Consider the following 22,130-nt stretch of genomic DNA (forward strand, 5'->3'; position numbering starts at 1 on the left):
GCGGGGACCATCGATGAGCGACGCAGATCCGAACCGCGAAACGACCCTGGCACCGCTGAGATCACGCGGCCTGATCGGCCTCTGGGCCGTGCTCTTCGTCGTCTGGATGGTTGCCAATTCCACAGTGGCGATCGTCGTCGTGCTGCTCGGCGCGGCGATCACGCTGCCGATCGCCTGGACTTTCGCGTCCTCGGGCAATGCCTGGAGTGGGATCCGCCGGACGCCTGGCGGGCTGCTGCACTTCCTGCTCTACGGCGCGACATTCCTCGTCGAGCTCGTCAAGGCCAACATCGCCATGATGCGCTACGTCTATGCCCCACGCATCGCCATCAGGCCGGGCATCGTCAAGGTCCGCACCCGTCTCACATCGCCGATCGGCCGGCTGGCGCTTGCCAACACGATCGCGCTGACCCCGGGCTCGCTCGTGATGGACCTGAAGGGCGACACGCTCTTCATTCACCTGCTCGACATCGACGGTATCGGCGCCGACGCGATGACCGAAGCGATCGTCACCCCGTTCGAACGGCATCTGGAGCACGTGTTTGGCTGAAGGCATCGTTCAGGTCGCGGCTGTCCTTATCCTCGGCGCCATCCTGCTGGCCGTCACCCGGCTGGTGCTCGGGCCGACGCTGATCGACCGGGTCGTCGCGATCGATGTGCTGACGATCGTCTCGATCTCGCTCATCGTCCTCTATGCCCATGTATCGGGACGCTTCGTCTATCTCGATGTCGCCCTGGTCTATGGATTGCTGAGCTTCCTGGCGGTGCTGGCGATCGCACGCTTTCTCGAGAAGGGACTCTAGCCCATGCTTGAGCTTCTCCTCCTTGCCGTCTGTGCCGGAATCCTCGTCAGCGGGCTTCTCGCGGTGTGCCTGAACAACCTCGTCGCCGCGATGGTGAGCTCGGGCCTGGCCGGCCTGCTCGCATCCGTGACGTTCCTGCTGCTGGCGGCTCCGGACGTGGCGATGGCGGAGGCGGCCATCGGATCGGGCCTGACGACCTTCATCTTCATCTATGCCCTCCGTCATGCCGGCAACGGGGAGCGTGAACCATGATCGAGCTGACCGGAAGTCTGTTGATCCTGACCGGCGCCGTGTTCCTGTTCTCGGCCGGCCTCGGCCTCGTGCGCATGCCTGACGCCTTCACCCGCATCCAGGCCGGCACCAAGGCCACGACCCTGGGCAACATCTTGATCGTCGTCGGCCTCGCTTTCTACCATCCGGAGTGGGCCCCCAAGCTGGCTCTCGTCATCGTCTTCGTCCTGATGACGAATCCAGTCTCCTCCCACGCGCTGTCGCGCGCCGCGCATCGGATCCGCACGCCCATGACGCCGACGACCGTGACGGACGCCCTCGCGGACGATCAGAAGACCGGCGGAACGGGAGGAACGGCATGATCTATCGCGCCAGCGTGCTGTTCGCCGTCGCCCTGCTCGGGCTGATCTTCCTCCGATTGGCCGGCGGCTATGCGGAACGGTCGGCCCTCCGCCCGCTTGCGGAGCATTACGTGTCGCAAGCGCCGCTCGAACTCGGTGTCTCGAACATCGTCACCGGGATCCTCATCGCCTACCGCGGCTTCGATACGCTGGGTGAGGTTGCCGTGCTCTTCATGGTTGCCGCCAGCGTTGGCCTGCTCCTCAGGAAGGAGGAAGCCGGCCGGAAGTATACGGAAGAAGGCCGGCGCAAGCCTGCCGGCGAGATCGTGACGACAGGCACTCAGGTCCTGCTGCCGGTGATCCTCACGTTCGGCGCCTATGTCATCGTCAACGGTCATCTGTCCGCAGGTGGCGGTTTCCAGGGCGGGGCGATCGTCGCCTCCGGAGTCATGCTGCTGCTTTTGGCCGATCCGGGAACACGGGTGAACGCCGCGGCGCTCAGCGTGATCGAATCCCTGGCCGGCGTATCGTATGTCGCAATCGGCATTCTCGGGCTGGTCCTGGCCGGCGGCTTCCTCGACCCGCGGTTCCTGCCGCCCGGCGAAGCCGGCGCCTTCATCAGCGCCGGCGCCATTCCGGTGCTCTCGGCGCTGCTCGGCATCAAGGTCGGGGCAGAGCTCAGCGTCATCATCGACCGCTTCGGACGTTGAGGCGGACAGGGCATGACAACGATCCTCCCAGTGTCCTCCATCCTGCTGGTCACCGGTTTCGGGCTCGCCCTGATCGGCCTTTGCTGCATCCTACTCCACCGCCACCTGCTTCGCATCATCATCGGGTCCTCGCTGTTCGGCACCGGACTCCACATCGTCATCGTCGCGACGGGCTATGTGACCGGCGGCACGGCACCGATCATCGACCGTGCGCTCGGCCCGGCCGAGCCAGGGCGTGCGATCGACCCCGTCCCGTCCGCTTTGGTGGTGACGGCCATCGTCATCGGCTTCGCGGTAACGGCCGTCATGCTCGCTTATGCAATCCGTCTCCATTCGGCCAGGAAGACCTTCGATATCGGCGCCTTCACGGAGTCGAAATGGTAGCGAGCGTGTTCCATCCGCTGAACATCTTCCTTCTTGGACTGGCCGGCGGATTCGCCATTCCGCTGCTCGTCCGGATCAGCACTGCCTGGCTTTCAGCCGGCTTCTTCATCGCACTCGTCGGGATCTGGGTCGTCAGCGGCGTATCGCTGCTTCGCATTCTCGCCGGCGAGCCGCCCATCGACATACTCACGGCTGGATCGCAGCCGCCCATCGCGATCAGCCTGCGCTTCGGCCTGGCCGAGGGATTTGTCGCCGCAAGCGTCAATGTCGTGGCGATCCTGGGAGCGCTGCATTTGTGGGATCGGCTGCGCGGCAACTACGCGGCGCTGCTGCTCTACCTGGGCCTCACCATGGGCATCAACGGCATGGTGATGACCCGGGACCTGTTCAATCTCTTCGTCTTCCTGGAAATCGTCTCCATCGCGACCTATGGACTCCTCGCGCTTGAGCGGACACCGGCCGCGTTGGGGGCAGCGTTCAAGTTCATCATGGCGACGGTCATCGCGTCGTCGTTCTTCCTGCTCGGCACCGGATTGCTCTACTTGGCCGTCGGCACTCTCGGCATCGATGAGCTCATTGCCGCCAGATCCGGCATCACGGGGCCCATCGGTGAGGCCGCGATCCTTCTCGTCCTGGCCAGCCTGATCATCGAGCTGAAGCCTTTCCCCGCCAATGGCTGGGGGCTCGATGTCTATGAAACCGCGCCGAGCGGCATCGCCGCGATGGTTTCGGTCGGCGCGTCCGCAGGCGTGTTCTTCTCACTCGTGAAACTGCTTCCCCTCTTTGAGCACCAATTCACCATCCTGGCCGCGGCGGGCGGGCTGACATTCCTCCTCTCCAACCTGGTCGGGCTGAAACAGTCCAATATCCAGCGGCTTCTCGGCTATTCGTCGGTTGGCCAGATGGGCCTCCTTCTCCTTGCGCTGGCACTCCTGCACCAGACCGGCAGGACCGCATCGATTCCCCTCGTGGTCGGAGGCCTATTCCTGAATCATCTTCTCGCCAAGGCCGGCCTCTTCTGGATCGCCGCCGTGACCCGGCAGCGCAACGTCGACAATGCCGTCGGCCTCGCCGGGCATCCGCTCCTCACCGCGCTGCTGACCCTCTTCCTCGTGGCGATCGCCGGCCTGCCACCCTTTCCCGGGTTCTGGGCCAAGTGGGAGTTGGTCATGCAACTGACCAGCGCCGCCCGATCGCCCTGGGTCGTGCTGATCCTGGCCGGCTCGCTGCTGGAAGCTGCGTATATGTTCCGCTGGTTCGTGAGAGCCCTGAGCCCGCAGGAAGGGCGGCAGGTCGCGATGCCATCCGTGTCCGCGCTGTTCCCCGTCATGGCCGTCGCACTGCTCCTCTGCATCGCGGGCTATGTCGCCGCACGCGCCTCCGGAGCCGGCGCACCCTGGATCTTCGCGCCGCTGCTCGTCGGTGCGGCCCTCTTCCTGCTGGACTGGATGCCGGGTCGGGCCAAGGCCGTATTGATGCTTGCCGCGGTGCTTTCCATCGGCGGCTTCCTTGCACAAGCCGCTCAGGGCATTGCTTGGCTCTTCGCGGTCCTGCTCCTCGCCGGGAGTCTCACCATTGCCGCGGCAGACCTCTACAGGGACGATGTCCGCCCCGGGTACTATCCATTGCTTGCAGTGCTCCTGCTTTCGATCCAGGCGCTGCTTCGCTCCTCCACCAGCCTGGAGTTCTTCTTCGCCTGGGAGATCGTGACCCTGTCGACCGGTTTCCTGATCATGAAAGGCCGCAGGGCAGGACCGCATGTGCTATCCTTCGTGCTGTTCTCTCTGCTGTCCGCTTTCCTCCTGCTGGCGGGTTTCGCCGGCATTGCAGCGAGCAGCGGCACGACCGACCTCAGGGCTTTCATGACGAGGGGCCCGGAGGAGAACGTCGCCTTCCTGCTCTTGGCAGTAGGCTTTCTGATCAAGGCGGGTGCGATCGGCGTTCACGTGTGGCTGCCAGGAGCCTATTCCGAGGCCGACGATGACTTCACCGCAATGCTGTCCGGTGTAGTCAGCAAGCTTGCGGTCTTTGGCCTGTTGATGGGAACCTATCTCGCGATCCGGTCCGAGGTGGGGCTGGAACTCGCGCATGCGATGGCCTGGCTCGGCATGCTGACCACGATCGCCGGCGCGGTGATGGCGCTCCGGCAGACCGATTTCAAATGCCTTCTCGCGCTCTCCAGCATGAGCCAGCTCGGCTACATCGTCACCGCAATCGCGCTGATGAGCCATCTCGGTTGGGTCACCGCGCTCTATCTGGTAGCGAACCACATGATGGTGAAGGGAATCCTCTTCCTCGCGGTCGCCGGGATCATCCTGCGCACGGGGACGCGCAGCTTCGCGGAAACAGGCGGGCTTGCCCGCGCCATGCCGATCACGTTCGGAACCGTGCTCGTCGCCATCATCTCGATGTCCGGTCTGCCGCCCCTGATGGGCTTCGGCGGCAAGTGGCTGCTTTTGAGCGCCATGATGGACAAAGGTTGGTACTTCCTCGCGATTGCCGGGCTCCTCGCGACCTTCCTCGGCTTCCTCTACATGATCCGCCTCGTTGGCGGCCTCTTCCTCGTCCGGCCCGAGGGAGGCCGGGTTACAGCCGGCGAGGCGCCTGCGTCTTTGCTCGCACCGCAGATCGTGCTGATCGTCGGCATCGTCATTCTCTCGCTGTACCCGAAACTGCTGATGGATCCCGTCTCGGCCGCGATCGACCCGCAATTCGCCTCGACCCTTGTCTGGAACGGGATGTCGCTCGAGATGATCTATGGTTATTGGAACCCGGCGCCGACCATGATTACGGCCGTTGCGATCGCGCTGATCCTTGGTCTGATCGCCCGGCTCCTCCGCCCTGCCCCCCGGCCGGATGCCGTCGATTTCCGCCGGTTGGTCATGCTCGATCGGCTTGTTCCCGGTCTATCGGTCCCGCCTGTTGCCGTCGTTTTCTGGAGGAGCCTCGCGAACGGTTCCGTCGGCGCCGCAGATCTGGTGCGGCGGCTCTATACCGGCAACGGCCAGACCTACGCACTCTATGTCCTGTCCTACATCCTGGTCGTTTACGTGGCGGGTGCCGGGCTTGTAGGGTTGTGGATTGGCGACTGAGGGGCCTGCGCAGCCTCGCGAACGGCACCTCCTGCATGGGGCATGCGGCTGGTACCGGAAGCTACGATGGGAGGACCACAGGAGCGCTTGCTTGACCTGGTGTCCCACATCCGTACCGAACGTCCCATTGCGCCACGCGGCGTCGGAATTTGGTTGCAGCCACGACGGCGAGAACTCAGTTTGTGCACTCACCTGACCTGAAGATCCGTCGGATCAGGAAGTCTCGTCATGTCTGACCTTGTTGTCGTCATCGGCTTGCTTGCGACCGCGATCGTGATGTTCGCGATCAACAGGCCTCGTCTGGACGCCGTAGCGCTGATCATGCTCGTGGCGCTGCCCCTGACGGGAGTGCTCACCATGGGGGAAGCGCTTGCGGGCTTCAGCGACCCCAACATCGTTCTGATCGCGGCCCTGTTCGTGATCGGCGAGGGACTGGTACGGACCGGCGTGGCCCAGGGGCTTGGCGATTGGCTGGCTACCAAGGCTGGGGCTGATGAATTGCGCCTGACGACGCTTCTGATGACGGTCGTCTGCGCACTGGGAGCCACTATGAGCTCCACGGCCGTGACCGCGATCTTCATCCCCGTGGCGCTGCGTATCGCTCACGGCACCGGAGTACCGCCTGGCAGGCTGATGATGCCGATCAGCGTCGCGGCACTGATCAGCGGGATGATGACCCTGGTCGCGACGGCACCGAACCTCGTGGTCAACAGCGAACTCGAGCGCCATGGCGTCGCCGGCTTTTCGTTCTTCAGTTTCACCCCGTTCGGAGCGCCCATTCTGGTACTGGGAATCGCTTACATGGCCTTCGCAAGACGCTGGCTGCCGGCTCGGGACTGGAAGAAGACTGGTCACCGCCCGACATTCGCGACGTGGGTCGAAGAGTATCACCTGGAGAACCGGGAGTATCGCCTTCGCGTGACCGACCGCTCGCCGCTGGCCGGCAAGACTTTGGATGAACTGGACCTCCGTGGCTCGTCGGGGGCGAACATCGTCGCCGTCGAGCGAAGTCGCAATTTCTCACGCGAACTGCTCCGGCCGACGGCACGCACGGCGATCCTGCCCGGCGATATCCTGTTGATCGACTTGTTCTCGGATGATCGGAACGTCCACCTCATCGAGGACAGGTTCCTCCTGGAGGAATTGCCGCTGACAGGCCGCTATTTCAGCGATCGTTCGCAGGAAATCGGGTTGGCCGAAGTCATCGTCCCGCCCTCGTCGGACCTGGTCGGACGGTCGGTGCTCGAAGCACGCTTCCGAAGCCGCTTCGGGCTTTCGGTCATCGGCCTCAAGCGGGGCCTTGTCGTGCAGGATCGGAGTCCCTTGAGCGAAAAGCTGAGGGTTGGCGACACTCTCCTGCTCATCGGGCCCTGGAGCGACATCGAACAGCTCCCATTGGATGACGGTGACCTCGTGATCATCCGGTTGCCGGCGGAAATCGACGAAGTCCTTCCGGCGCCCGGCAAGGCTCCCCAAGCCGTCGGATGCCTGGCGCTTGTCGTCGGTCTGATGGTCAGCGGGATCATCCCGAACGTGCATGCTGCACTGATCGGGTGCCTCCTGATGGGACTGCTGGGCTGCATCGATCTTCCCAGCGCCTACCGTTCCATAGACTGGAAGACCATCGTGCTCATCGTCGGCATGCTGCCGTTCTCGATCGCCTTGCAGAGGACCGGAGGAGTGGACCTGGCTGCCGACTTCCTGATGACGCTTATCCGCGACGCTGGCCCGCGTGTTGTCCTCGGAACCCTCTTTCTCATAACCGCGCTGCTGGGCATGTTCATCTCCAACACCGCAACCGCCGTTCTGATGGCCCCGGTCGCCATTGCAGTGGCCAAGGAGTTGAACGCGTCGCCGTATCCATTTGCCATGATCGTTGCTCTGGCCGCGTCGACGGCTTTCATGACGCCGGTCTCGTCGCCGGTAAACACCCTGGTGGTCGGCCCGGGGAACTATTCATTCGGAGACTTCGTGAGGATCGGCGTGCCTTTCTCCATTCTGGTCCTCGTCGTTTGCGTGATCATGGTACCTTGGCTGTTGCCGATGTAAGGACGCGCTGCCTTTCGCAACGGCCCGGCATCACCCGGAGAACGCCGGGTTATCTGCGCTCGGACGCGGGTCATTCCGGGTTTCACATCGCCAAGCAGCGATTGCTATGCCTATCGAAATCGAACGCAAGTTTCTCGTATGCGGGGACGATTGGCGCCGAGATGCTCAGGGCCAGCGCTAATGCCAGGGCTATCTGGCGCGGTTGGATGGCGTGACGGTCCTTGTGCGACGCGTCGGGTCGGAGGCCTTCCTGACGGTCAAGAGGCCAGCCAACGGCATTGCTCGGTCGGAGTTCGAGTATCCAGTGCCTGTGGAGGCCGAGGCGATGTTCAAGCTGTATGTCCGTTCCTTGATCGAGAAGACGCGCTACGAAGGGCCCCACCAAGGACCCGTCTGGCACGTGGATGAGTTCGCGGGCGACAACGAGGGATTGATCCTCGCCGAGGTCGAGCTGGAGCATCCGGAGCAGGCGATCGAGCTACCATCCTGGGTGAGCGAGGAAGTCCCCCATAACGAGCGCTTCCGCAACTCTCGGCTTGTCGACAACCCCCAGGATGAAGAGGCGAACGAGCCTGAATGCTCGGAACGAGCGGGGTGAGCGTCCTGGTGCCCGGCCTGATGGCGGCACCATACCGGTCCGCCTTATGGTTGGCTCCCATTACGCCCTTCCTAAGGGATCGCGATACCAAGCCATTCCTTGGCCGCTCCGAGACAGTCGAAGGAATGCTCCAGATCGGTAAGGGTGCTGGCCGCCTCTCACGAGGGCAATCTTTACTGGAGATCGGATCGGTAGCATGCTGGCCGGAAGCATCGAAACGTCACGGGGCAATACATCTTCGAGATCCGCTGCGGGAGGCGGTGTCATGAAGCTGATACCCATCGTACCCGCAAGTCTGTGTGCGCTCATCCTGATCCCGGCCCTTGCCGCGGCTCAGTCGGTGTCGCCGACGGAGGACGCGATTGACATCCCCACCCTCACTTTGACGGACGAGCAGTTTCTGCAAAATGACGGAGTTGCCGGCACGCCGGTCACCCTGACCGCCAGGCTCCAGTTTCCGGCAGGACAGTCGTCCTTCCCCGTCGTCGTGCTCCTGCATGGCACCGACGGTCCGGCCAGTGGGGCCGTCTGGGGTTGGGGCAACTTCCTCAACGGCATGGGCATCGCGACCCTGCGCATCGACAGCTACACGGCCCGAGGCATCACCCAAGCCTCGACGGACCAGTCCCGGATCGCGCAGTTCCTGCCCATCTATGATACCTATCGTGCCGTGGAAGTGTTGGCAGCAGATCCACGCATCGATCCCTCGCGGATCGCCGTCATGGGGTTCTCGCGCGGCGGAACTGCAGCCCTGTATGCCAGCCTGAAGCGGTTCCAATCCATGCACGGACCCAAGGGCGTGAGGATTGCTGCCTTCGTGCCGTTCTACCCAGCCTGCAACTTCGAGCTGGTCGGCGAGCTCGACGTCGCGGATGCTCCCATCCGGCAGTTTCATGGCGCAGCGGACAACTGGACCCCATCCGCTCCCTGCCGAGACTACATCGACCGTGTTGCCGCGGCGGGGCACGACGCCGTGATGACCGAGTACCCCGGAGCTGCGCACGCCTTCGACAACCCGAGCAACCCTGCCTATCACGTCCTTGCAGACGCACAGACGTCCCGCAACTGCCGGCGGCGAGAGGTCGATGGACGAATCCTCAACGCCGAGACCGGACAACCCTTTGGTTACGGGGACGCCTGCGTGGAGCTGGGCCCAGCCGTCCAATACAATAGTCAGGCGGCGGACGCCGCTCAGGTCGCGATGAAGCGGTTTCTGAGCGGGATCTTTCGCTTGGCGAACTGAAGCGCTTCACGGCTCTCCTCCCAACCGTTGGCCTCGGTTCGCTTGGGGGTCAAAGAGTAACGAACAGCCGATCATTTGAAGGGCTGCTCATCGCCGCATAAACGACCAAATGCTTTCGTCCGAGGAGTGCCATTAGCCGACCTCCCGACATTCCGCACACTGGCGATACGCGAAGGGATATCGCGTCAGTGCCTTGTGCCGGAGCTGGAGCCATTCTACTGTCCCGTCGTCGAGACTGGCCGACGACTGAGCTGCTGCGCGTTACCGTGCATCCGCACGGACGCTCTCTCCAAGCATCGATATTCATCAAGCCAAGGCGCGCATGCATCTTGGCCTCACCTGATCATGAACAGGGAAAGGGACACGCCATGGCGACCGGCACAGTGAAATGGTACAATGAAACAAAGGGCTATGGCTTCATCCAGCCTGATGCCGGCGGCAAGGACGTCTTCGTTCATGCATCCGCGCTTGAGCGTGCTGGCCTGCGTGGTCTGGCTGAAGGTCAAAAGGTATCCTACGACGTCGAGGCTGACCGCCGCACCGGCAAGGAGTCAGCCACCAACCTGAAGACTGCCTGATCAATCCTCAGGTCACCTGTTTTTCGAGAGAGGCCGTCCCCCAAGGGCGGCCTCCGCGTTTTATTGCCGACGCACCTTCTGGCGCGTAGCGCAGGAAAAGGAACACGACGTTGGCCCGCAAGAAGTCGAAACCCATTGAGAGCGGCTATGCGCTCTTCGACGTGCTTTACGAGGATGGCTCCCGTAGCTCGAACAGACGTGTCCCACGCTCGCTCCTGGGCGGGCTCGATGGCGACGAGCCGGCTCAAAAGGTCATCGAAGAGCAGGACAACGCCATCGCGGAGAAAGCGGCACGCCCCCGCATTCCGATCAAGAAGATTTCGCGCTCGCCCGGTTAGCGTTAATTAGGATTCCCCGTAGGAAGTCCCAAATCGTAATCATAAGAATTTCTGCCGAGATCATCAGATTTCGAGGTCTCATCAGAAATTTTCTTGTCGGTCTGTGAAAGAAGTTTTGCCGGGAAGGCGGATTTTGCCGCGATATCCAGTCGGCCACTTGCAAAAATCAGATTGCCCCCTATATGTCCTTTATCGACTTTGGCCGGACAATCGGGCCGTTTCGCTGTTGGCATTGCCAGGCGCACGTTCAGACGCTCTCCAAACCATAGACGAGCCGGCTTGGGGCCACGCTTAGCGTGCCTGAACTCATGTGCATCCACATCGACCGCGAAAGGCTATCCCCATGATCGAGGGTCCCGTGAAAGTCTATAACGATATCCAGGGCTTCGGCTTCATCCAGCCGGACGACGGCAGCAAGGACGTGTTCGCTCACGCAACCACGCTCGAGCGCTCCGACATGATCGCGGTCAACAAGTTCCAGAAGGCCTGAGATGGCTGTCTGCCAACGATAATTCCCTCGATGAAGCCGCGCCCGTGTAGTGCGGCTTTTTCTTCACAACTTCCATCTTTCGATGGACAACTATATGAGGACGAGATGCACACGTTTCGAAAAGCCCCTCCTGCGAAGTCCGTCATGTTCATGGTGAACTATGGCGATGGTCGCACCGCCTATCTCTGGATCGAGGATCCTGTCGAGGCAGGTGACTCCTATTCCGTCAGTTTGATCGCCAGGGCCCGGCAAGAGCAAGGCACCCTGCCGGAAGGCACCATCACCAGCATCAGGCGCGTCCGGTAAGCGGCTCGGATCAGTTGAAGTGGACGAATAAGGATCAATGAGCGGAATGAAGCAGAAAGATTTTGGCGATCGGTTGAGCGCCGCCAGGGAAGCAAAGCAGGCCATGACGGCCAAGTTCCGTCAGCGACCGGGCCCTGACGATCCGGCTGTCGCGGAACGGCGGGCCGCCAGGGCAGCGGTGAGCGCGGCGCGGGAGGTTCGCATCGCCGAGCGGGAGACGCAGCGCCGTGCCGATAAGGCCCAGCGCGAAGCCGACGAGGCCCGCCTTGCCGCAGAACGGGAAGCACTTGCTGCCGAGCAAGCCGAGCAGGAAGCACGAGCCGCCGCCGAAAGGACAGCGAACGAGGCCCGGCTGGATGCCGAACGCAAGGCCGCCCGTGATGCCCGCTATGCGGCCCGCAAGGCACGCAAGTAGTGGCCCTGCCAAGTCACGTGCTATGACGGCTCTGACGCAAACGATTTAAGGACAGCCAATGCAAGTCTTGGTACGCGACAACAATGTCGAACAGGCACTCAGGGTGCTCAAGAAGAAGATGCAGCGCGAGGGAATCTTTCGCGAGATGAGAGCGCGGAAGGCCTACGAGAAGCCCTCCGAGCGCAAGACGCGAGAGAAGCAGGAGGCCGTGCGGCGCGTCCGCAAGGCAGCTCGTAAGCAGGCCATCCGCGAGGGGCTGATCGCTGCTCCCAAGCCCAAGCCGCGGTTTGCCGGACCACGACGGCCCGCGGCCGCCCCGAGCACCGGATCCGAGACGCCGACAACAGGACCAAGGGTCTAGTCGGGCAAAAGATAGAGTCTATCGCAATCAGGCTTCGCAGGTGACGCACGGAATCCCGTGCGCCACTTTGCGCCCCGGCAGGCAGAGGCTAGCCTGGCGCTCAGCCGATCATCTCGATGATATGACGGATTTCCTCGTGTGAGAGGTCCGACGGTTGTGTCTTGGCGGCGGCCTTGATCTGTCGGGTGTCTTTTGATGCTTGCGGCTTGGGCTTCGGAAGATGGGTTTGCGTAGAAGTAGACATAGATTTCCTGTCGCTGCATCGGACCATGCTCCGAGCAGCCTTTCGAGTTTGAGATTGTCGAGGGCAAAGCAACGACGTGTAGCCCGTCTGAACGGGCTGGAGAGTAGCAATCGATTGGAACGGAAAGCGGGCTCGGCGCTCGATCACGAGCAGGGGAGAGCAGGCCGAACACGTCGGTTGATGGAGTCAAGATGGATGACGACTTGGCCTTTTGCAAGGCCGAACTCGCCATGACGCCGAGAATCTCCTTTACGGCAGCGTGCCTTGCCTTCGCCGCAACTCGACACTAGATAGATCCCATCGACATTTGGCCGGACATTCAGGCCGTTTCGCCTTGGCACTGCAAGGCGCACGTTCAGGCACCCTTCCCAAACATCGACCAACGGAATGTGAGATCGTGCTTTCGCGCCCTCGGTTCACGTGTGCTTGCGCCTGCAAGATGCGGCGCAGTGACGTTGAAATGGCGGCTTGGCATTCTTATCCGCCGCCTTGCAAAGCCGAACTTCGGGAACGGCTTTTAATTCCCAGAAAAGGATCATCGAATGGCAAAAGAGGAACTGATCACCTTCGAGGGTGAAGTCGTGGAGATTTTGCCCGATGCCCGCTTTCGGGTGAGGCTTGAGAGCGGACATGAGATCGTCGCTTACACGGCCGGCAAGATGAAGAAGAACCGCATCAAGACGTTGGCCGGAGACCGCGTGACGGTCGAGATGTCGCCTTACGATCTCGACAAGGGACGATTGATCTTCCGCCACAAGGACGCCGGACCAGGCGTTCCCCGTCCGGGGGCTCAGCGCCGTCCGCAATTTCGACGCCGCTAAACGTCGTAGTACGGCTGAAACCTTACAGCCGGGCGAAAGGTTTTTAATGCCAGAGAAGACATGGACGTTCGAGGCCGGCGATCGTGTGCCGGAATGGCTCATGCGTCAGACCAACTGCGTGCTGCGCTTTGACCGAGATGCCGTCGTCGTCGAGAGCGACAGCGAGTACCTGATTTACCCGGTCACTTCGATGCGCGCGGACGACACGATGGTCATGGCCGAGATCATCGATGAGCGGCACGATGCCGAGGTCGAGCAGGTCCTGCCGATCGTCGCCCACACAAATCCCCGGTCGAGATCTCTCAATTGAGAAGGAGGCATTCATGAGCCACAAGTATTCCCTCGGCCAGTTGGTGAATGCCGCTGGCGCGTACTTCGCCGACCGCACGAGCGGGGTCTATGAGGTTACCCGCCTGATGCCGGAGAACGATGGCGAGCCATACTACAGGATGAAGAATACCGCGAGCGGGATCGAGCGCGCCGCAGGCGAGTCCCAGATCCGCCCGGCTGACGCCGGACATGGTGCGGGAACGTCGGCAACGACTGACCGCTGAGCCATGACCATGCAGCGTATCCGCTCGATCCTGTTCGATCTTCTGCTTGCCGTCTGGACAGGGTTGTTCGTGCCTGCCCTGGCGATCCTGTGGCTGTTTGGTTCCCCGGAAGGCGGCGTCCGGCTGGCTTCACGGCTGTGGGCTCGCGGCGTTCTCATGGGGTTGAAGTTGTCCGTCGGGCTGACCTACCGCGAGCGTGGTCGGCACAACATCCCTGACGGACCCTGCCTGATCATCGCCAATCACCAGTCTACTTGGGAGACACTCGCGTTCCTGGTCCTGTTTCCGGACGTGGCCATGGTCGCCAAGCAGGAACTGCTGACGGTGCCTGTCTTCTCTTGGTTCCTGCGCAATTCACCGATGATCCTGATCGATCGTGAGAGCGGTGCGAAGGCGATCCGGAAGATGGTGGAGGAAAGCGAGGCCGCGCTGGCTGAGGGACGCTCGGTGCTGATCTTCCCCGAGGGTACCCGAAAGCCGACCACAGCACCCATCGAGTTTAAGCGCGGGGTGGAACTGCTCTATGCGAAGCTAGGCCGACCGGTTCTTCCCGTCGCCCTGAACTCGGGCCATTTCTGGGGACCAGGCCGCTCGTGCAAGAGAGCGGGGACGATTTCGGTCTCATATCTCGATCCGATTCCGCCAGGTCTCGGCGCGCGGGAATTCACGCGCCGCGCAGTGCAGCTTCTTGAGGCCGAGAGAAAGTCCTTCTGGCCTCAGTCGGCCTGAATCCGGCGATGAATATCTCGCCGGATTTAATGTATCGCATGCCGTTACGATCGGCTTGTTTCGCTAGCGGTTGCCTTGCCGTTCGACCACTAACTCAACGAAGGGCTCGAGGCTGGAATAGGGCAAGGTGAACTTCTCACCCCGGAACAACATTGGCACGTCCACTCCGCCCGCGAAGCCGGAGGTCAGCTTGCCACGGATCGAAAAGGTCTCGCCTGCCGTCACCGGCCCCCAGGGCTCGTCGATGTGATCCATGATGCCCAGCTCGCTGAGCTTCGCGTCCAGCACTTGGTTCCGCGCATGGTGGGATAACTCGTGGAGACCTCTGTCGAGCTCATCACGCTTGGCAGCGTATGCGGGGTTGCGTACCTTGTAGCGAAGCTCTGCGTCCTGGACGAAGCGCCAGACCGACCCGATCGCCATCTGCTGTTGCTTGGTGAGCGGCTTCTTCCCCGGCTTTGCCGGCTTCTCCGCCTTTCGGGTCGTTTTGGCGTTGGCGGGAGCCTCCGCGGGCTGGATGTCGGCGATCAACGCCCATTTTCCTGACCACATCACCGCGCGATAATCGCCTCTCGTCAGGCGGTCGGTGAACTCCAGGATGTCCTGGTCGATGGGACGTTTTCCGCCGCTGGCCTCGAAGTAGCGCAACCGCATATCGTCCGGCAGCAGCAGGTAGAAGTTGTCGCTCTTCACGTCCACGTCGAAGATTTCGATGACCTTCACGACCTGATCGCGCGCGGCCGGAGCCTCGACGCCGTCGCCGGTCGGGTAGACCATGGCTCCTTTGGAAACGCGGATGTAGCCGCCCACCTGAATCTCAGACATCTTTTCTTTGTCTCGCTGTTTGGGGCTCGGCATGAGCAGGGAATGCCAAGGACATGAAATGGGAACGGCACCCGAAGGTGCCGTTTCTGTTGCTAGGCTTTCCCGAGCCCCGGATGGTTACGCTGCGAAGCGCACTTCACCCATGTCAACGTTGTCGTTGGCATTTATGAATTTGCACTGTTGAGGCCGTAGCTCAGCCTAACCGCAGCCTAGCCTTTATTGCGCCCAGTCGAACCCATGTCGCCCCCATCAAAAACACACCGGGACAGCGGCATGGCCCCAACGAAAGGCCATTCGCCCAAAACCCGTCTTGCGGTACCTGGACGGCCGGTGTGCTCGTGGTGGAGGCGGCGGGAATCGAACCCGCGTCCTAAACGCCTATTCCACTCTGCCTCTACGATCATAGTCAGGCGAACCTGACCCCTGCGATATACACATCGTCAGGGATTATATCCAGTCCCGAGACCGACGATCTTTTCAATGGGTGTTGCAACCGAGCCCGGTTCGAAACTCCAACCGCTGCATCTGGCAAGCTCAGTATGGCCGGACGATGGGGTGATGCCCCCCTTACCCGAAAGGAGCAGCGTGGGCTTCCGGCGGCACGATTAACCATTACCTGCGCTGGTTACGGCAAGATGACGCAGTCGTTATGGCCAAGCTTTCGAACGTCGATCATCGCGCCAACCTGCTCCTGGCCGCCTTGGACCCTTTGAGATCAATGCCCTTGAGGCCCAGCTCGCCCGTCAGCGAGGATAAGTAGCGTTGTCCTGACGCTCTCGAGCGCCCTGGCTCTCGTCGTGGTGCTCATCCAAGTATTGAATGTCATGTCGATTTAAGGCCGCTGCCGCTTCCCCAGACGAGTAATGGCAACCATGCCTCACGGCAACAAGCCGCGTCACGAACACGAGCGGGAACGCCGGATCAAGGTTGTTCGGGCCGAACTGGACCAGCAGGAGTGAACGACCCGCATCAGCTTATTCTGCCTGTCGATTGTGGCGGTTGCGGCGATGCTAGGTACGGGTATCTGCCTTGCGAAGCTGTAGGAGGGCCGAAGACCTCTGCGCTGTCTCAGGCTCTTCAAAAGCGGGCCTTAGCGGAATTACGGAGTGTAGTGTTCTGCTTGCGCGAGGCCCTCCCACAGAACTTGGATCGACGCGGAATGGGCCTTCTGAGCTTCCAGCATGACGAGATTGAAACCACCGACCGCCAAGGGACGGACCGGCCTTTCCTAATCGGCAATTCGCTGTCGCATGGCAGCCTGAAGCGGGCGACATCATCAGGCCGCGAGGTTGCGATCGATGCGAGCCATGCGCATGCCGATCCTGATGTTTGGCCTCCAACAGTCGGATATCAGGCACCGAAGGCCGAAGCTGCGAAGCAGGAGGGTTTCGCTGGAGTTGATTTTCGGGCTTTCCGCGCGGCAGACAGGGGTTTGCCCCGGCGCAGTCGGTTATTCGATCGCCTCTTTCAGAAGATCGTAACGCACCACGACCACGCTCAGGCTCCGGTAGAACTTGATCAGGTTGTTCCAGGGGCGGCCGATACGCGTCAGCCCGATCAGAGCAGCGACAACCGTACCGACATCGGTCTGTCCCTGCAGCACGAGCCAGCCACCGATCATCAGCGTCCCGGTGCTGCCAAGGGCTGTAAATGCATTCAACGCCGCCTTCGAGGAAAGTTTCAGGATGTGAGTTCGCCGCCTGTTCCGATAGATCTCGTCGAATGCTTCTCGAATGGCATTCTCCTGGCTCGTGGGATCCGCTGCGATCGTCTGATCGACGGCTCCCCGCAGAATTTCCACGCGCCGTCGCACGAGAAGGTTCACAGGCTTCTGAACGAGCCCCGCGATCAGGCCTTGCGGCAGAACGATCAAGGCGATGAACAGCCCCAGGACTGGCTCGTTCACCGTTATATAGACAAGAATGCTGAGCAGCATGCCGACCTCGACGAGGGGAGTGCTGATCGCTTCGCCGACGAAGAGCCCGACACTTTCGGCCTCGGCCGTCAGCATGCTGACGATCGTTCCATCCGCGTATCGAGCGGGCGATCCCATGCGACGGCTGTCGGTGTGATTGGCCAGGATCTTTCGCCGGACGTGACGGACGGCCGCCTCGCCGAGAACGGCAACGCGGTATTGAAGAAACAGTTTGAGGACAATGGTGAAGAGCGCCGCTGCCGCATATTGAGCGCCCAGCAACAGCATTTGGTTGAGCTGAATGCCATAGGTGAGTCCGTTGATGATCTTCTGCTGGAAGTACAACGGAGCCGCGGCGAGAAGGGCGATGGCAATCGACACAGCGATCAGTAGGATTTGCGTCCTGTAAGTGTTCTTCCAGATGGTCCCGTAGAATTTGTACAATCCCGTTGACGCGGACTCGGTGACAAAACTCGAATTGGGCACCGACATAGCTGTTCCCCATTCCCCGGTCCGGTCAACACCGGCATTTGCAATCCTTGATATTGCCGGATGCCGTTACACTTATCCACGGCAGGTCGATACGAATCTGGTTTCAGCAGAGGTGCGCCATGCCGGACGATGTGACTGACAAGCCCGTCCTTGCGATCAAGAAGCTCGGTGGGCTTCTCCTTCTCATCTTTGGCATCGTGGTGGCATTGCTGGCCTACAGCAACGGCTCGACCGGTCTCAGCATCGTCGGAATCCTCATGGCCGCGGTCGGCGTTGTCATGCTGGTGCTCAAGGTCGTTCGACGCAATCAAGACAGCCAGTTCTGAGCGCTCCCGCTCAGGGAGACGAGCCAAACGAGTCGTTCCGAGAGCTGATTCCACTTCCGTGGAATCGGCTCTCTTCTTTGCTTTGCCGCATTTTTCGGCGAAACGGATCCACTTCGCCGAAAAATGCTCTAGGCCGGCAATGCATTCTTGAACATCTTTCCGTCCTTCATGATGACCATGAGGGTCTTTCCCGGATTGGCGACAAGCGCGATGTCGTCGAGGGGATTGCCGTCGATCACCAGCAGATCGGCGAAAGCCCCTTCCTCGATGACCCCGAGCTTTCCCGGATACGGGTTGCGCGGTCCGGACATCGCCAACAGCTCGCCGTTGCCGGATGTCGCCATCGCCAGGATATCGGCATTGTCGTACCAGCGCGTCAGATGGGTCAGCATGATGCCTTGCCGCTCCGCGATCACACGGGAGAACAGCAGGTCCGATCCGAAGGCGGTCTTGATCTTGTGAGCCTTCGCGAGCGTGTAGACCGTGTCGGTGCCGGCGATCACCTGCAGCAGGTTCGTCCGGCTCTGCCCGGTCAGAGGAGATGTATCCTCATCACTGACAAAGGGCTGCGTGCTGAGCCATGCGCCGTTGTCCGCCATGAGTTTGGCGGTCGCCTCATCCATCAGATGCCCATGCTCGATGCATTGCGCGCCTGCGGCGAGAGCCCGCCGGATCGCGGCAGCCGAATAGGCATGCACCGCGGCATAGGTGCTTCTGTCCGCCGCCGCCTGGACGCCTGCGCGGAGCTCGGGCTCGCTGAAGGTCAGCATGTCCAGCGTGGTGCGCGGCGATGACACGCCTCCGCCGCCGACGAGCTTGATCTGCGAGGCACCCTGAAACAGCTGTTCGCGGACGCGCAGGCGAACCTCGTCGGCACTGTCGGCAATGTTCGCGCCGCCCGTCTTTTCCATGAAGCTCAGAGGGCCTCCGGGGCTCCTCGGCAGATCGGACAGGGAGCGCAGATCTCCGTGGCCGCCGGTGGTCGTGATCATGGCACCCGATGGATAGATGCGCGGGCCCGTGACCAATCCGTCGTCGATCGCCTGCTTCAACGCGAAGGATGGGCCGCCGAGATCCCGGATCGTCGTGAAGCCGCGCATCAGCGTCCGCTCTGCCTCCGCGCTCGCCGCGAGGAAGATGTATCCGATGTCAGCCGTCAACAGAGCGGCGACCGGAAGTGCCGCGAAGATCGCATGCCAATGCGCATCGATGAGGCCCGGCATCAGAACCCGTCCGCCGCAATCGACCACCTGTGCGCCGTCCGGTGGTGAAGGATCGCCGCTGACGATCTGCTTGATGCGATTGCCCTCGACGAGGAGGCGAAGCCCCCCACGCAGAGATTTCGATCTGCCGTCGAACAGCCGGAAATTTGCGAACACGATCGGGCGGGGCGACGTAGGTTGCGCGCGTGCCGGGCGAGCGAGCCCGAGCGATGCCAGAGACGCGCCTGCACCGGCGATGAACCCGCGCCGGGAAAGGTCCCTGTCGATACGATGCGCGGCGGCCCGGAGCTGCGGCTGACAACAATGACAGCTCAGGGAACCGGAAAGGCCAACTTGATCTGCAGGCTCACAGGCAAACATGGGCGCCTCGCATCATTCGGAGGGGATCTCTCCCGGACGGTAGTTCGGAAGCCGGCTCGCCGGCAGGATCGTGAGCAGGGCAAGACCCGCCATGACAAGAAGACCGATCTTGAGAGCCTGGAGCCGCGCCTCGGTGTTGACACGCAGCGCCTCTGCCTTCTGCTCCGGTGTCGCGCTGGTCCTGGCAATCACGCTCTCGAGCTGGTCGTTGCTGATGAAGGTGACATTGTCGAGATTCACCTGCGACTGGATCTCGGGCGGCAGCAGCGGGCTCTCGGCGACACGCCGCATGACGGCCGAACTGAGCAGACCGACAAGGAGTGCGCCGGCCACGGCAGTGCCGACCGCGGCGGCAAGATTGTTGGTGGTGCCGCGCAGGGAGCCGACGTCACCGGCGAGCTCCTTCGGCGAGGCCGTCACCAGCACGTTGAACAGCAGCGTGACGAGCGATCCTTGCCCGATGCCGAAGATCACGAGTCCCGCAAGCACCGGCACCGCGCTCCAATCGTTGCGCACGACGAAAGCGAGCCACAGCAGTGCCGCGGCGCAGAGCATGAAGCCGAAGCGGCCGATCTGTTGGGGCGTGAAGCGGTCGTAGAACCGGACGATGACCATCGCGGCGAAGAAAACCGTCAGGTTGAAGGGCAGCATCGCAACCGCCGTCGCGAGCGGCGAGCGTCCCTGCACGATCTGGATGTAGAGCGGCACCGAGAAATTGAGCGCCGCCTCGAGCGCGACGACCGAGAACATGGCATAGACGGCTGCGCGCTCCTGCGGGGATTCCAAGACCTGCAGCGCAAGCAACGGCGTCCGACCGCTGGCCTCGCGGCGGCGGGTCCACATCAGGAAGGCCTGTCCGAGCGACACGCCGATGACGATCATCACCGGTGCGGGCGACACGCCGAGCAGGTTGAACGGAGCATTGGGCCGCGCGAGCCCGAGGCCCCAGCCGTTCAGATTGTTGAAGCCGAAACTGATGAGGATGATGGCTCCGGCTGCAAGCACCACGCCGACGAGATCGATTCTCACCTCCGGGCGTCCATGGTCCGGCTTGAGGCGGTAGCTGAGTAGGAACACGAGGGCCGACAGCGCGATCAGGATGCCGAAGGCGGGCCGCCAGCCGATATTGGTGCCGAGAATGCCGCCGATCAGAAACGCCGCGACGCCTGCGCCTGCCCGCGCCGAGCCGAGGGCGCCCAAGGCGGTGGCCTGCTGGCTGCCGTGGTAATTCTCCGCGATCAGCGCAACCAGGGACGGCACGATCACGGCGCCGGCTGCACCGCACAGGGCCTGCGCCGTGATCATCACCGTCGCGTTCGGGCTGAACGTCATCAAGGTCTGCGCAAGGCCGAACACCACGACGGCGACGCGGAATACCCGCAACGCGCCGTAGCGCTGCACCAGCTTCGCGCCGAGCATGACGAAGCCGGCCACGAGCATGGAATAGGCCACGATTCCCGTGGCGACCGTGGTCGGCGGAACACCGAAGCTCTCGACCATTCCGCCCAGCGCAACCGGCAGGGATGCCACGTTGAAGGACATGATCACCTGGCCGAGCGCGATGGCGATCATGGGGACCCAGGACGCTCTCTCGTCCGTGTGCACGTGATTGACGCTCGTTGCGCCTGTCATGGGTGTCTCCGTGACGGATGGCGGGGCGCGTTCACGTCTGTGCCGCCGAGACGAGCAGATCGAGGCCGAGGCGCTGCGACAGGAATTGTGCCGCCAACTGCCCTTTGACACTGTTGCCGGCCTCGTCGAGCGGCGGTGCGAAGGTGCCGAGTCCGCCCTTGCCCGGGGAGACCGTGACGATGCCGCCGCCGATGCCGCTCTTGCCCGGCAGGCCGATCTCGTAGAGCCAGTCGCCGGAGGTTTCGTACATCCCTGCCGTGAGCATGACGGCAAGCGCGTAATGGCAGACGTCCGGACTGACCACCTGCTCGCGTGTGACCGGGTTGAAGCCGCCATCGGCGAGGGTCGCGCCCATGACCGCGAGATCTTTCGCGCTGACGTTCAACGAACATTGCCTGGTGTAGAGATCGACGGCCTCGGCGGGGTCGCAGTAGATGCGGCCGACGCTCTCGAGCATCCATGCGATGCTGCGGTTGCGGAAGTTCGTCTTTGAGGCCGAGGCATAGACCTCCTCGTTCAGCAGTAGCTCCCGCCCGGCGAAACGGGAGAGACCCTCATGGATGAAGCGCCACTTTGCATCGGTGTTCTCGCCGGGCGCGAGGCTCGTGGTCGCGATGGCGCCTGCATTCACCATCGGATTGGTGCGGCCGTCGGGATTGCGCTCGATGCCGGCGAGCGAGTTGAAAGCGTGCCCCGTCGCGTTCACGCCCAGCCTCTCTCTCGCGCCCGTCGCACCGATCAGGTCGCAGATCAGCGCGAAGATGAACGGCTTGGAGACGCTCATGATGGTGAATTCGTGCTCCGCATCGCCGACGGAGAAGACGCCGCCGTCGGCGCCTACGACACAGAGCCCGAAAAGGTCACGCGGCACGCGCGCGAGCGCCGGATAGACCTGGGAGACATGTCCCTGGTCGAGCGAACGGAAGCGCTCGTGCGCTTCGACCACGAGCCGCTTGATGTCGTCCGCCGGCGGCAGGCGCCCGGTGGAGACGAAGGAGGTTCCGGGTTTCACGATCGGGTTGAGCAAGTCCATGCCTCAGCTCCCTCTGGCAATCGCGGCACGGTCTCGG

27 protein-coding genes and 1 other RNA gene are annotated in these 22,130 nt (G+C 62.3%); 21 read left to right on the forward strand and 7 right to left on the reverse strand.

Annotated features, from left to right (window positions below):
- Positions 1 to 13 precede the first annotated feature (13 nt).
- The 12 genes from JKL46_RS22110 to JKL46_RS22165 all read left to right on the forward strand — a co-directional run bounded on the left by JKL46_RS22110 (position 14) and on the right by JKL46_RS22165 (position 10,367).
- Positions 14 to 550 (forward strand): Na+/H+ antiporter subunit E, encoded by a 537-nt coding sequence (locus JKL46_RS22110; RefSeq protein ID WP_201837412.1) that lies wholly within the window; start codon positions 14 to 16, stop codon positions 548 to 550.
- Positions 543 to 803 (forward strand): MrpF/PhaF family protein, encoded by a 261-nt coding sequence (locus tag JKL46_RS22115; RefSeq protein ID WP_201837414.1) that lies wholly within the window; start codon positions 543 to 545, stop codon positions 801 to 803. The genes JKL46_RS22110 and JKL46_RS22115 overlap by 8 nt, the downstream gene beginning before the upstream one ends.
- A gap of 3 nt (positions 804 to 806) precedes the next feature.
- Positions 807 to 1,055 carry a hydrogenase subunit MbhD domain-containing protein gene (locus JKL46_RS22120; RefSeq protein ID WP_201837416.1) on the forward strand — a complete coding sequence of 83 codons (249 nt, stop codon included), beginning with the start codon at positions 807 to 809 and terminating at the stop codon, positions 1,053 to 1,055.
- Entirely contained in the window at positions 1,052 to 1,396 is a 345-nt protein-coding gene (mnhG, locus tag JKL46_RS22125; RefSeq protein WP_201837418.1) for a monovalent cation/H(+) antiporter subunit G, read from the forward strand. The genes JKL46_RS22120 and mnhG overlap by 4 nt, the downstream gene beginning before the upstream one ends.
- Positions 1,393 to 2,085, forward strand: coding sequence for a hydrogen gas-evolving membrane-bound hydrogenase subunit E (gene mbhE, locus JKL46_RS22130; RefSeq protein WP_201837420.1), 693 nt, complete (start codon positions 1,393 to 1,395; stop codon positions 2,083 to 2,085). Before mnhG ends, mbhE begins: the two co-directional genes overlap by 4 nt.
- A gap of 12 nt (positions 2,086 to 2,097) precedes the next feature.
- Entirely contained in the window at positions 2,098 to 2,469 is a 372-nt protein-coding gene (locus JKL46_RS22135) for a sodium:proton antiporter (RefSeq protein ID WP_201837422.1), read from the forward strand.
- A complete protein-coding gene (locus tag JKL46_RS22140) occupies positions 2,463 to 5,561 on the forward strand; it encodes a proton-conducting transporter transmembrane domain-containing protein (RefSeq protein WP_201837424.1) in 3,099 nt (1,032 codons plus the stop codon). The genes JKL46_RS22135 and JKL46_RS22140 overlap by 7 nt, the downstream gene beginning before the upstream one ends.
- 228 nt (positions 5,562 to 5,789) lie before the next feature.
- Positions 5,790 to 7,610 carry an SLC13 family permease gene (locus JKL46_RS22145; RefSeq protein ID WP_201837426.1) on the forward strand — a complete coding sequence of 607 codons (1,821 nt, stop codon included), beginning with the start codon at positions 5,790 to 5,792 and terminating at the stop codon, positions 7,608 to 7,610.
- 211 nt (positions 7,611 to 7,821) lie between these two features.
- Positions 7,822 to 8,208, forward strand: a complete 387-nt coding sequence (locus JKL46_RS22150; RefSeq protein ID WP_246529457.1) for a CYTH domain-containing protein — start codon at positions 7,822 to 7,824, stop codon at positions 8,206 to 8,208.
- A gap of 265 nt (positions 8,209 to 8,473) precedes the next feature.
- Positions 8,474 to 9,451 carry a dienelactone hydrolase family protein gene (locus JKL46_RS22155; protein ID WP_201837428.1) on the forward strand — a complete coding sequence of 326 codons (978 nt, stop codon included), beginning with the start codon at positions 8,474 to 8,476 and terminating at the stop codon, positions 9,449 to 9,451.
- A 368-nt stretch (positions 9,452 to 9,819) separates the two neighbouring features.
- The gene (locus JKL46_RS22160) at positions 9,820 to 10,029 is read left to right on the forward strand and encodes a cold-shock protein (protein WP_201837430.1); all 210 of its coding nucleotides are present in this window, start codon (positions 9,820 to 9,822) and stop codon (positions 10,027 to 10,029) included.
- A gap of 110 nt (positions 10,030 to 10,139) precedes the next feature.
- On the forward strand, positions 10,140 to 10,367 hold the full coding sequence (locus JKL46_RS22165) for a hypothetical protein (RefSeq protein ID WP_201837432.1): 228 nt from the start codon (positions 10,140 to 10,142) through the stop codon (positions 10,365 to 10,367).
- 2 nt (positions 10,368 to 10,369) lie between these two features.
- On the opposite strand, the gene JKL46_RS22170 is transcribed toward JKL46_RS22165, so the two are convergent.
- Complete coding sequence (locus tag JKL46_RS22170; RefSeq protein WP_201837434.1) at positions 10,370 to 10,612, reverse strand: hypothetical protein; 243 nt, start codon at positions 10,610 to 10,612, stop codon at positions 10,370 to 10,372.
- A gap of 98 nt (positions 10,613 to 10,710) precedes the next feature.
- Here JKL46_RS22170 and JKL46_RS22175 point away from each other — a divergent pair, with 98 nt between their 5' ends.
- From JKL46_RS22175 to JKL46_RS22210, 8 genes are all read left to right on the forward strand, one after another.
- Entirely contained in the window at positions 10,711 to 10,857 is a 147-nt protein-coding gene (locus JKL46_RS22175) for a cold shock domain-containing protein (protein WP_201837436.1), read from the forward strand.
- A 105-nt stretch (positions 10,858 to 10,962) separates the two neighbouring features.
- A complete protein-coding gene (locus JKL46_RS22180) occupies positions 10,963 to 11,163 on the forward strand; it encodes a hypothetical protein (protein ID WP_201837438.1) in 201 nt (66 codons plus the stop codon).
- A gap of 46 nt (positions 11,164 to 11,209) precedes the next feature.
- The gene (locus JKL46_RS22185) at positions 11,210 to 11,578 is read left to right on the forward strand and encodes a DUF6481 family protein (protein ID WP_343074093.1); all 369 of its coding nucleotides are present in this window, start codon (positions 11,210 to 11,212) and stop codon (positions 11,576 to 11,578) included.
- Between the two features lie 58 nt (positions 11,579 to 11,636).
- The gene (rpsU, locus tag JKL46_RS22190; RefSeq protein ID WP_201837442.1) at positions 11,637 to 11,939 is read left to right on the forward strand and encodes a 30S ribosomal protein S21; all 303 of its coding nucleotides are present in this window, start codon (positions 11,637 to 11,639) and stop codon (positions 11,937 to 11,939) included.
- A gap of 786 nt (positions 11,940 to 12,725) precedes the next feature.
- Positions 12,726 to 13,004 (forward strand): translation initiation factor IF-1, encoded by a 279-nt coding sequence (gene infA, locus JKL46_RS22195; RefSeq protein ID WP_201837444.1) that lies wholly within the window; start codon positions 12,726 to 12,728, stop codon positions 13,002 to 13,004.
- Positions 13,005 to 13,050: 46 nt separating this feature from the next.
- The gene (locus JKL46_RS22200) at positions 13,051 to 13,314 is read left to right on the forward strand and encodes a hypothetical protein (protein WP_201837447.1); all 264 of its coding nucleotides are present in this window, start codon (positions 13,051 to 13,053) and stop codon (positions 13,312 to 13,314) included.
- Positions 13,315 to 13,327: 13 nt separating this feature from the next.
- On the forward strand, positions 13,328 to 13,558 hold the full coding sequence (locus JKL46_RS22205) for a hypothetical protein (protein ID WP_201837449.1): 231 nt from the start codon (positions 13,328 to 13,330) through the stop codon (positions 13,556 to 13,558).
- A gap of 9 nt (positions 13,559 to 13,567) precedes the next feature.
- A complete protein-coding gene (locus tag JKL46_RS22210) occupies positions 13,568 to 14,287 on the forward strand; it encodes a lysophospholipid acyltransferase family protein (RefSeq protein WP_201837451.1) in 720 nt (239 codons plus the stop codon).
- A gap of 63 nt (positions 14,288 to 14,350) precedes the next feature.
- Here JKL46_RS22210 and JKL46_RS22215 read toward each other — a convergent pair whose 3' ends face one another.
- From JKL46_RS22215 to JKL46_RS22225, 3 genes are all read right to left on the reverse strand, one after another.
- Positions 14,351 to 15,097: a hypothetical protein gene (locus JKL46_RS22215; protein WP_201837453.1), complete on the reverse strand. Its 747-nt coding sequence runs from the start codon at positions 15,095 to 15,097 to the stop codon at positions 14,351 to 14,353.
- Between the two features lie 90 nt (positions 15,098 to 15,187).
- Positions 15,188 to 15,572: a transfer-messenger RNA gene (gene ssrA, locus JKL46_RS22220) on the reverse strand.
- Between the two features lie 990 nt (positions 15,573 to 16,562).
- Positions 16,563 to 17,519, reverse strand: a complete 957-nt coding sequence (locus JKL46_RS22225) for an ABC transporter transmembrane domain-containing protein (protein ID WP_201837455.1) — start codon at positions 17,517 to 17,519, stop codon at positions 16,563 to 16,565.
- Positions 17,520 to 17,638: 119 nt separating this feature from the next.
- Here JKL46_RS22225 and JKL46_RS22230 point away from each other — a divergent pair, with 119 nt between their 5' ends.
- Positions 17,639 to 17,845, forward strand: coding sequence for a hypothetical protein (locus tag JKL46_RS22230; protein ID WP_201837457.1), 207 nt, complete (start codon positions 17,639 to 17,641; stop codon positions 17,843 to 17,845).
- A 128-nt stretch (positions 17,846 to 17,973) separates the two neighbouring features.
- Here the strand turns inward: JKL46_RS22230 and JKL46_RS22235 are convergent, their stop codons facing one another.
- From JKL46_RS22235 to glsA, 3 genes are read right to left on the reverse strand one after another with little or no spacing between them, the layout of a single operon-like run.
- Positions 17,974 to 19,428: a metal-dependent hydrolase family protein gene (locus JKL46_RS22235; protein WP_201837459.1), complete on the reverse strand. Its 1,455-nt coding sequence runs from the start codon at positions 19,426 to 19,428 to the stop codon at positions 17,974 to 17,976.
- A 12-nt stretch (positions 19,429 to 19,440) separates the two neighbouring features.
- A complete protein-coding gene (locus JKL46_RS22240) occupies positions 19,441 to 21,060 on the reverse strand; it encodes an MFS transporter (RefSeq protein WP_246529458.1) in 1,620 nt (539 codons plus the stop codon).
- A gap of 31 nt (positions 21,061 to 21,091) precedes the next feature.
- Positions 21,092 to 22,093 carry a glutaminase A gene (gene glsA / locus JKL46_RS22245; protein ID WP_201837462.1) on the reverse strand — a complete coding sequence of 334 codons (1,002 nt, stop codon included), beginning with the start codon at positions 22,091 to 22,093 and terminating at the stop codon, positions 21,092 to 21,094.
- Between the last annotated feature and the right edge of the window lie 37 nt (positions 22,094 to 22,130).

It is taken from the genome of Microvirga zambiensis WSM3693 (assembly GCF_016735695.1).
Classification (GTDB): Bacteria; Pseudomonadota; Alphaproteobacteria; order Rhizobiales; family Beijerinckiaceae; genus Microvirga; species Microvirga zambiensis.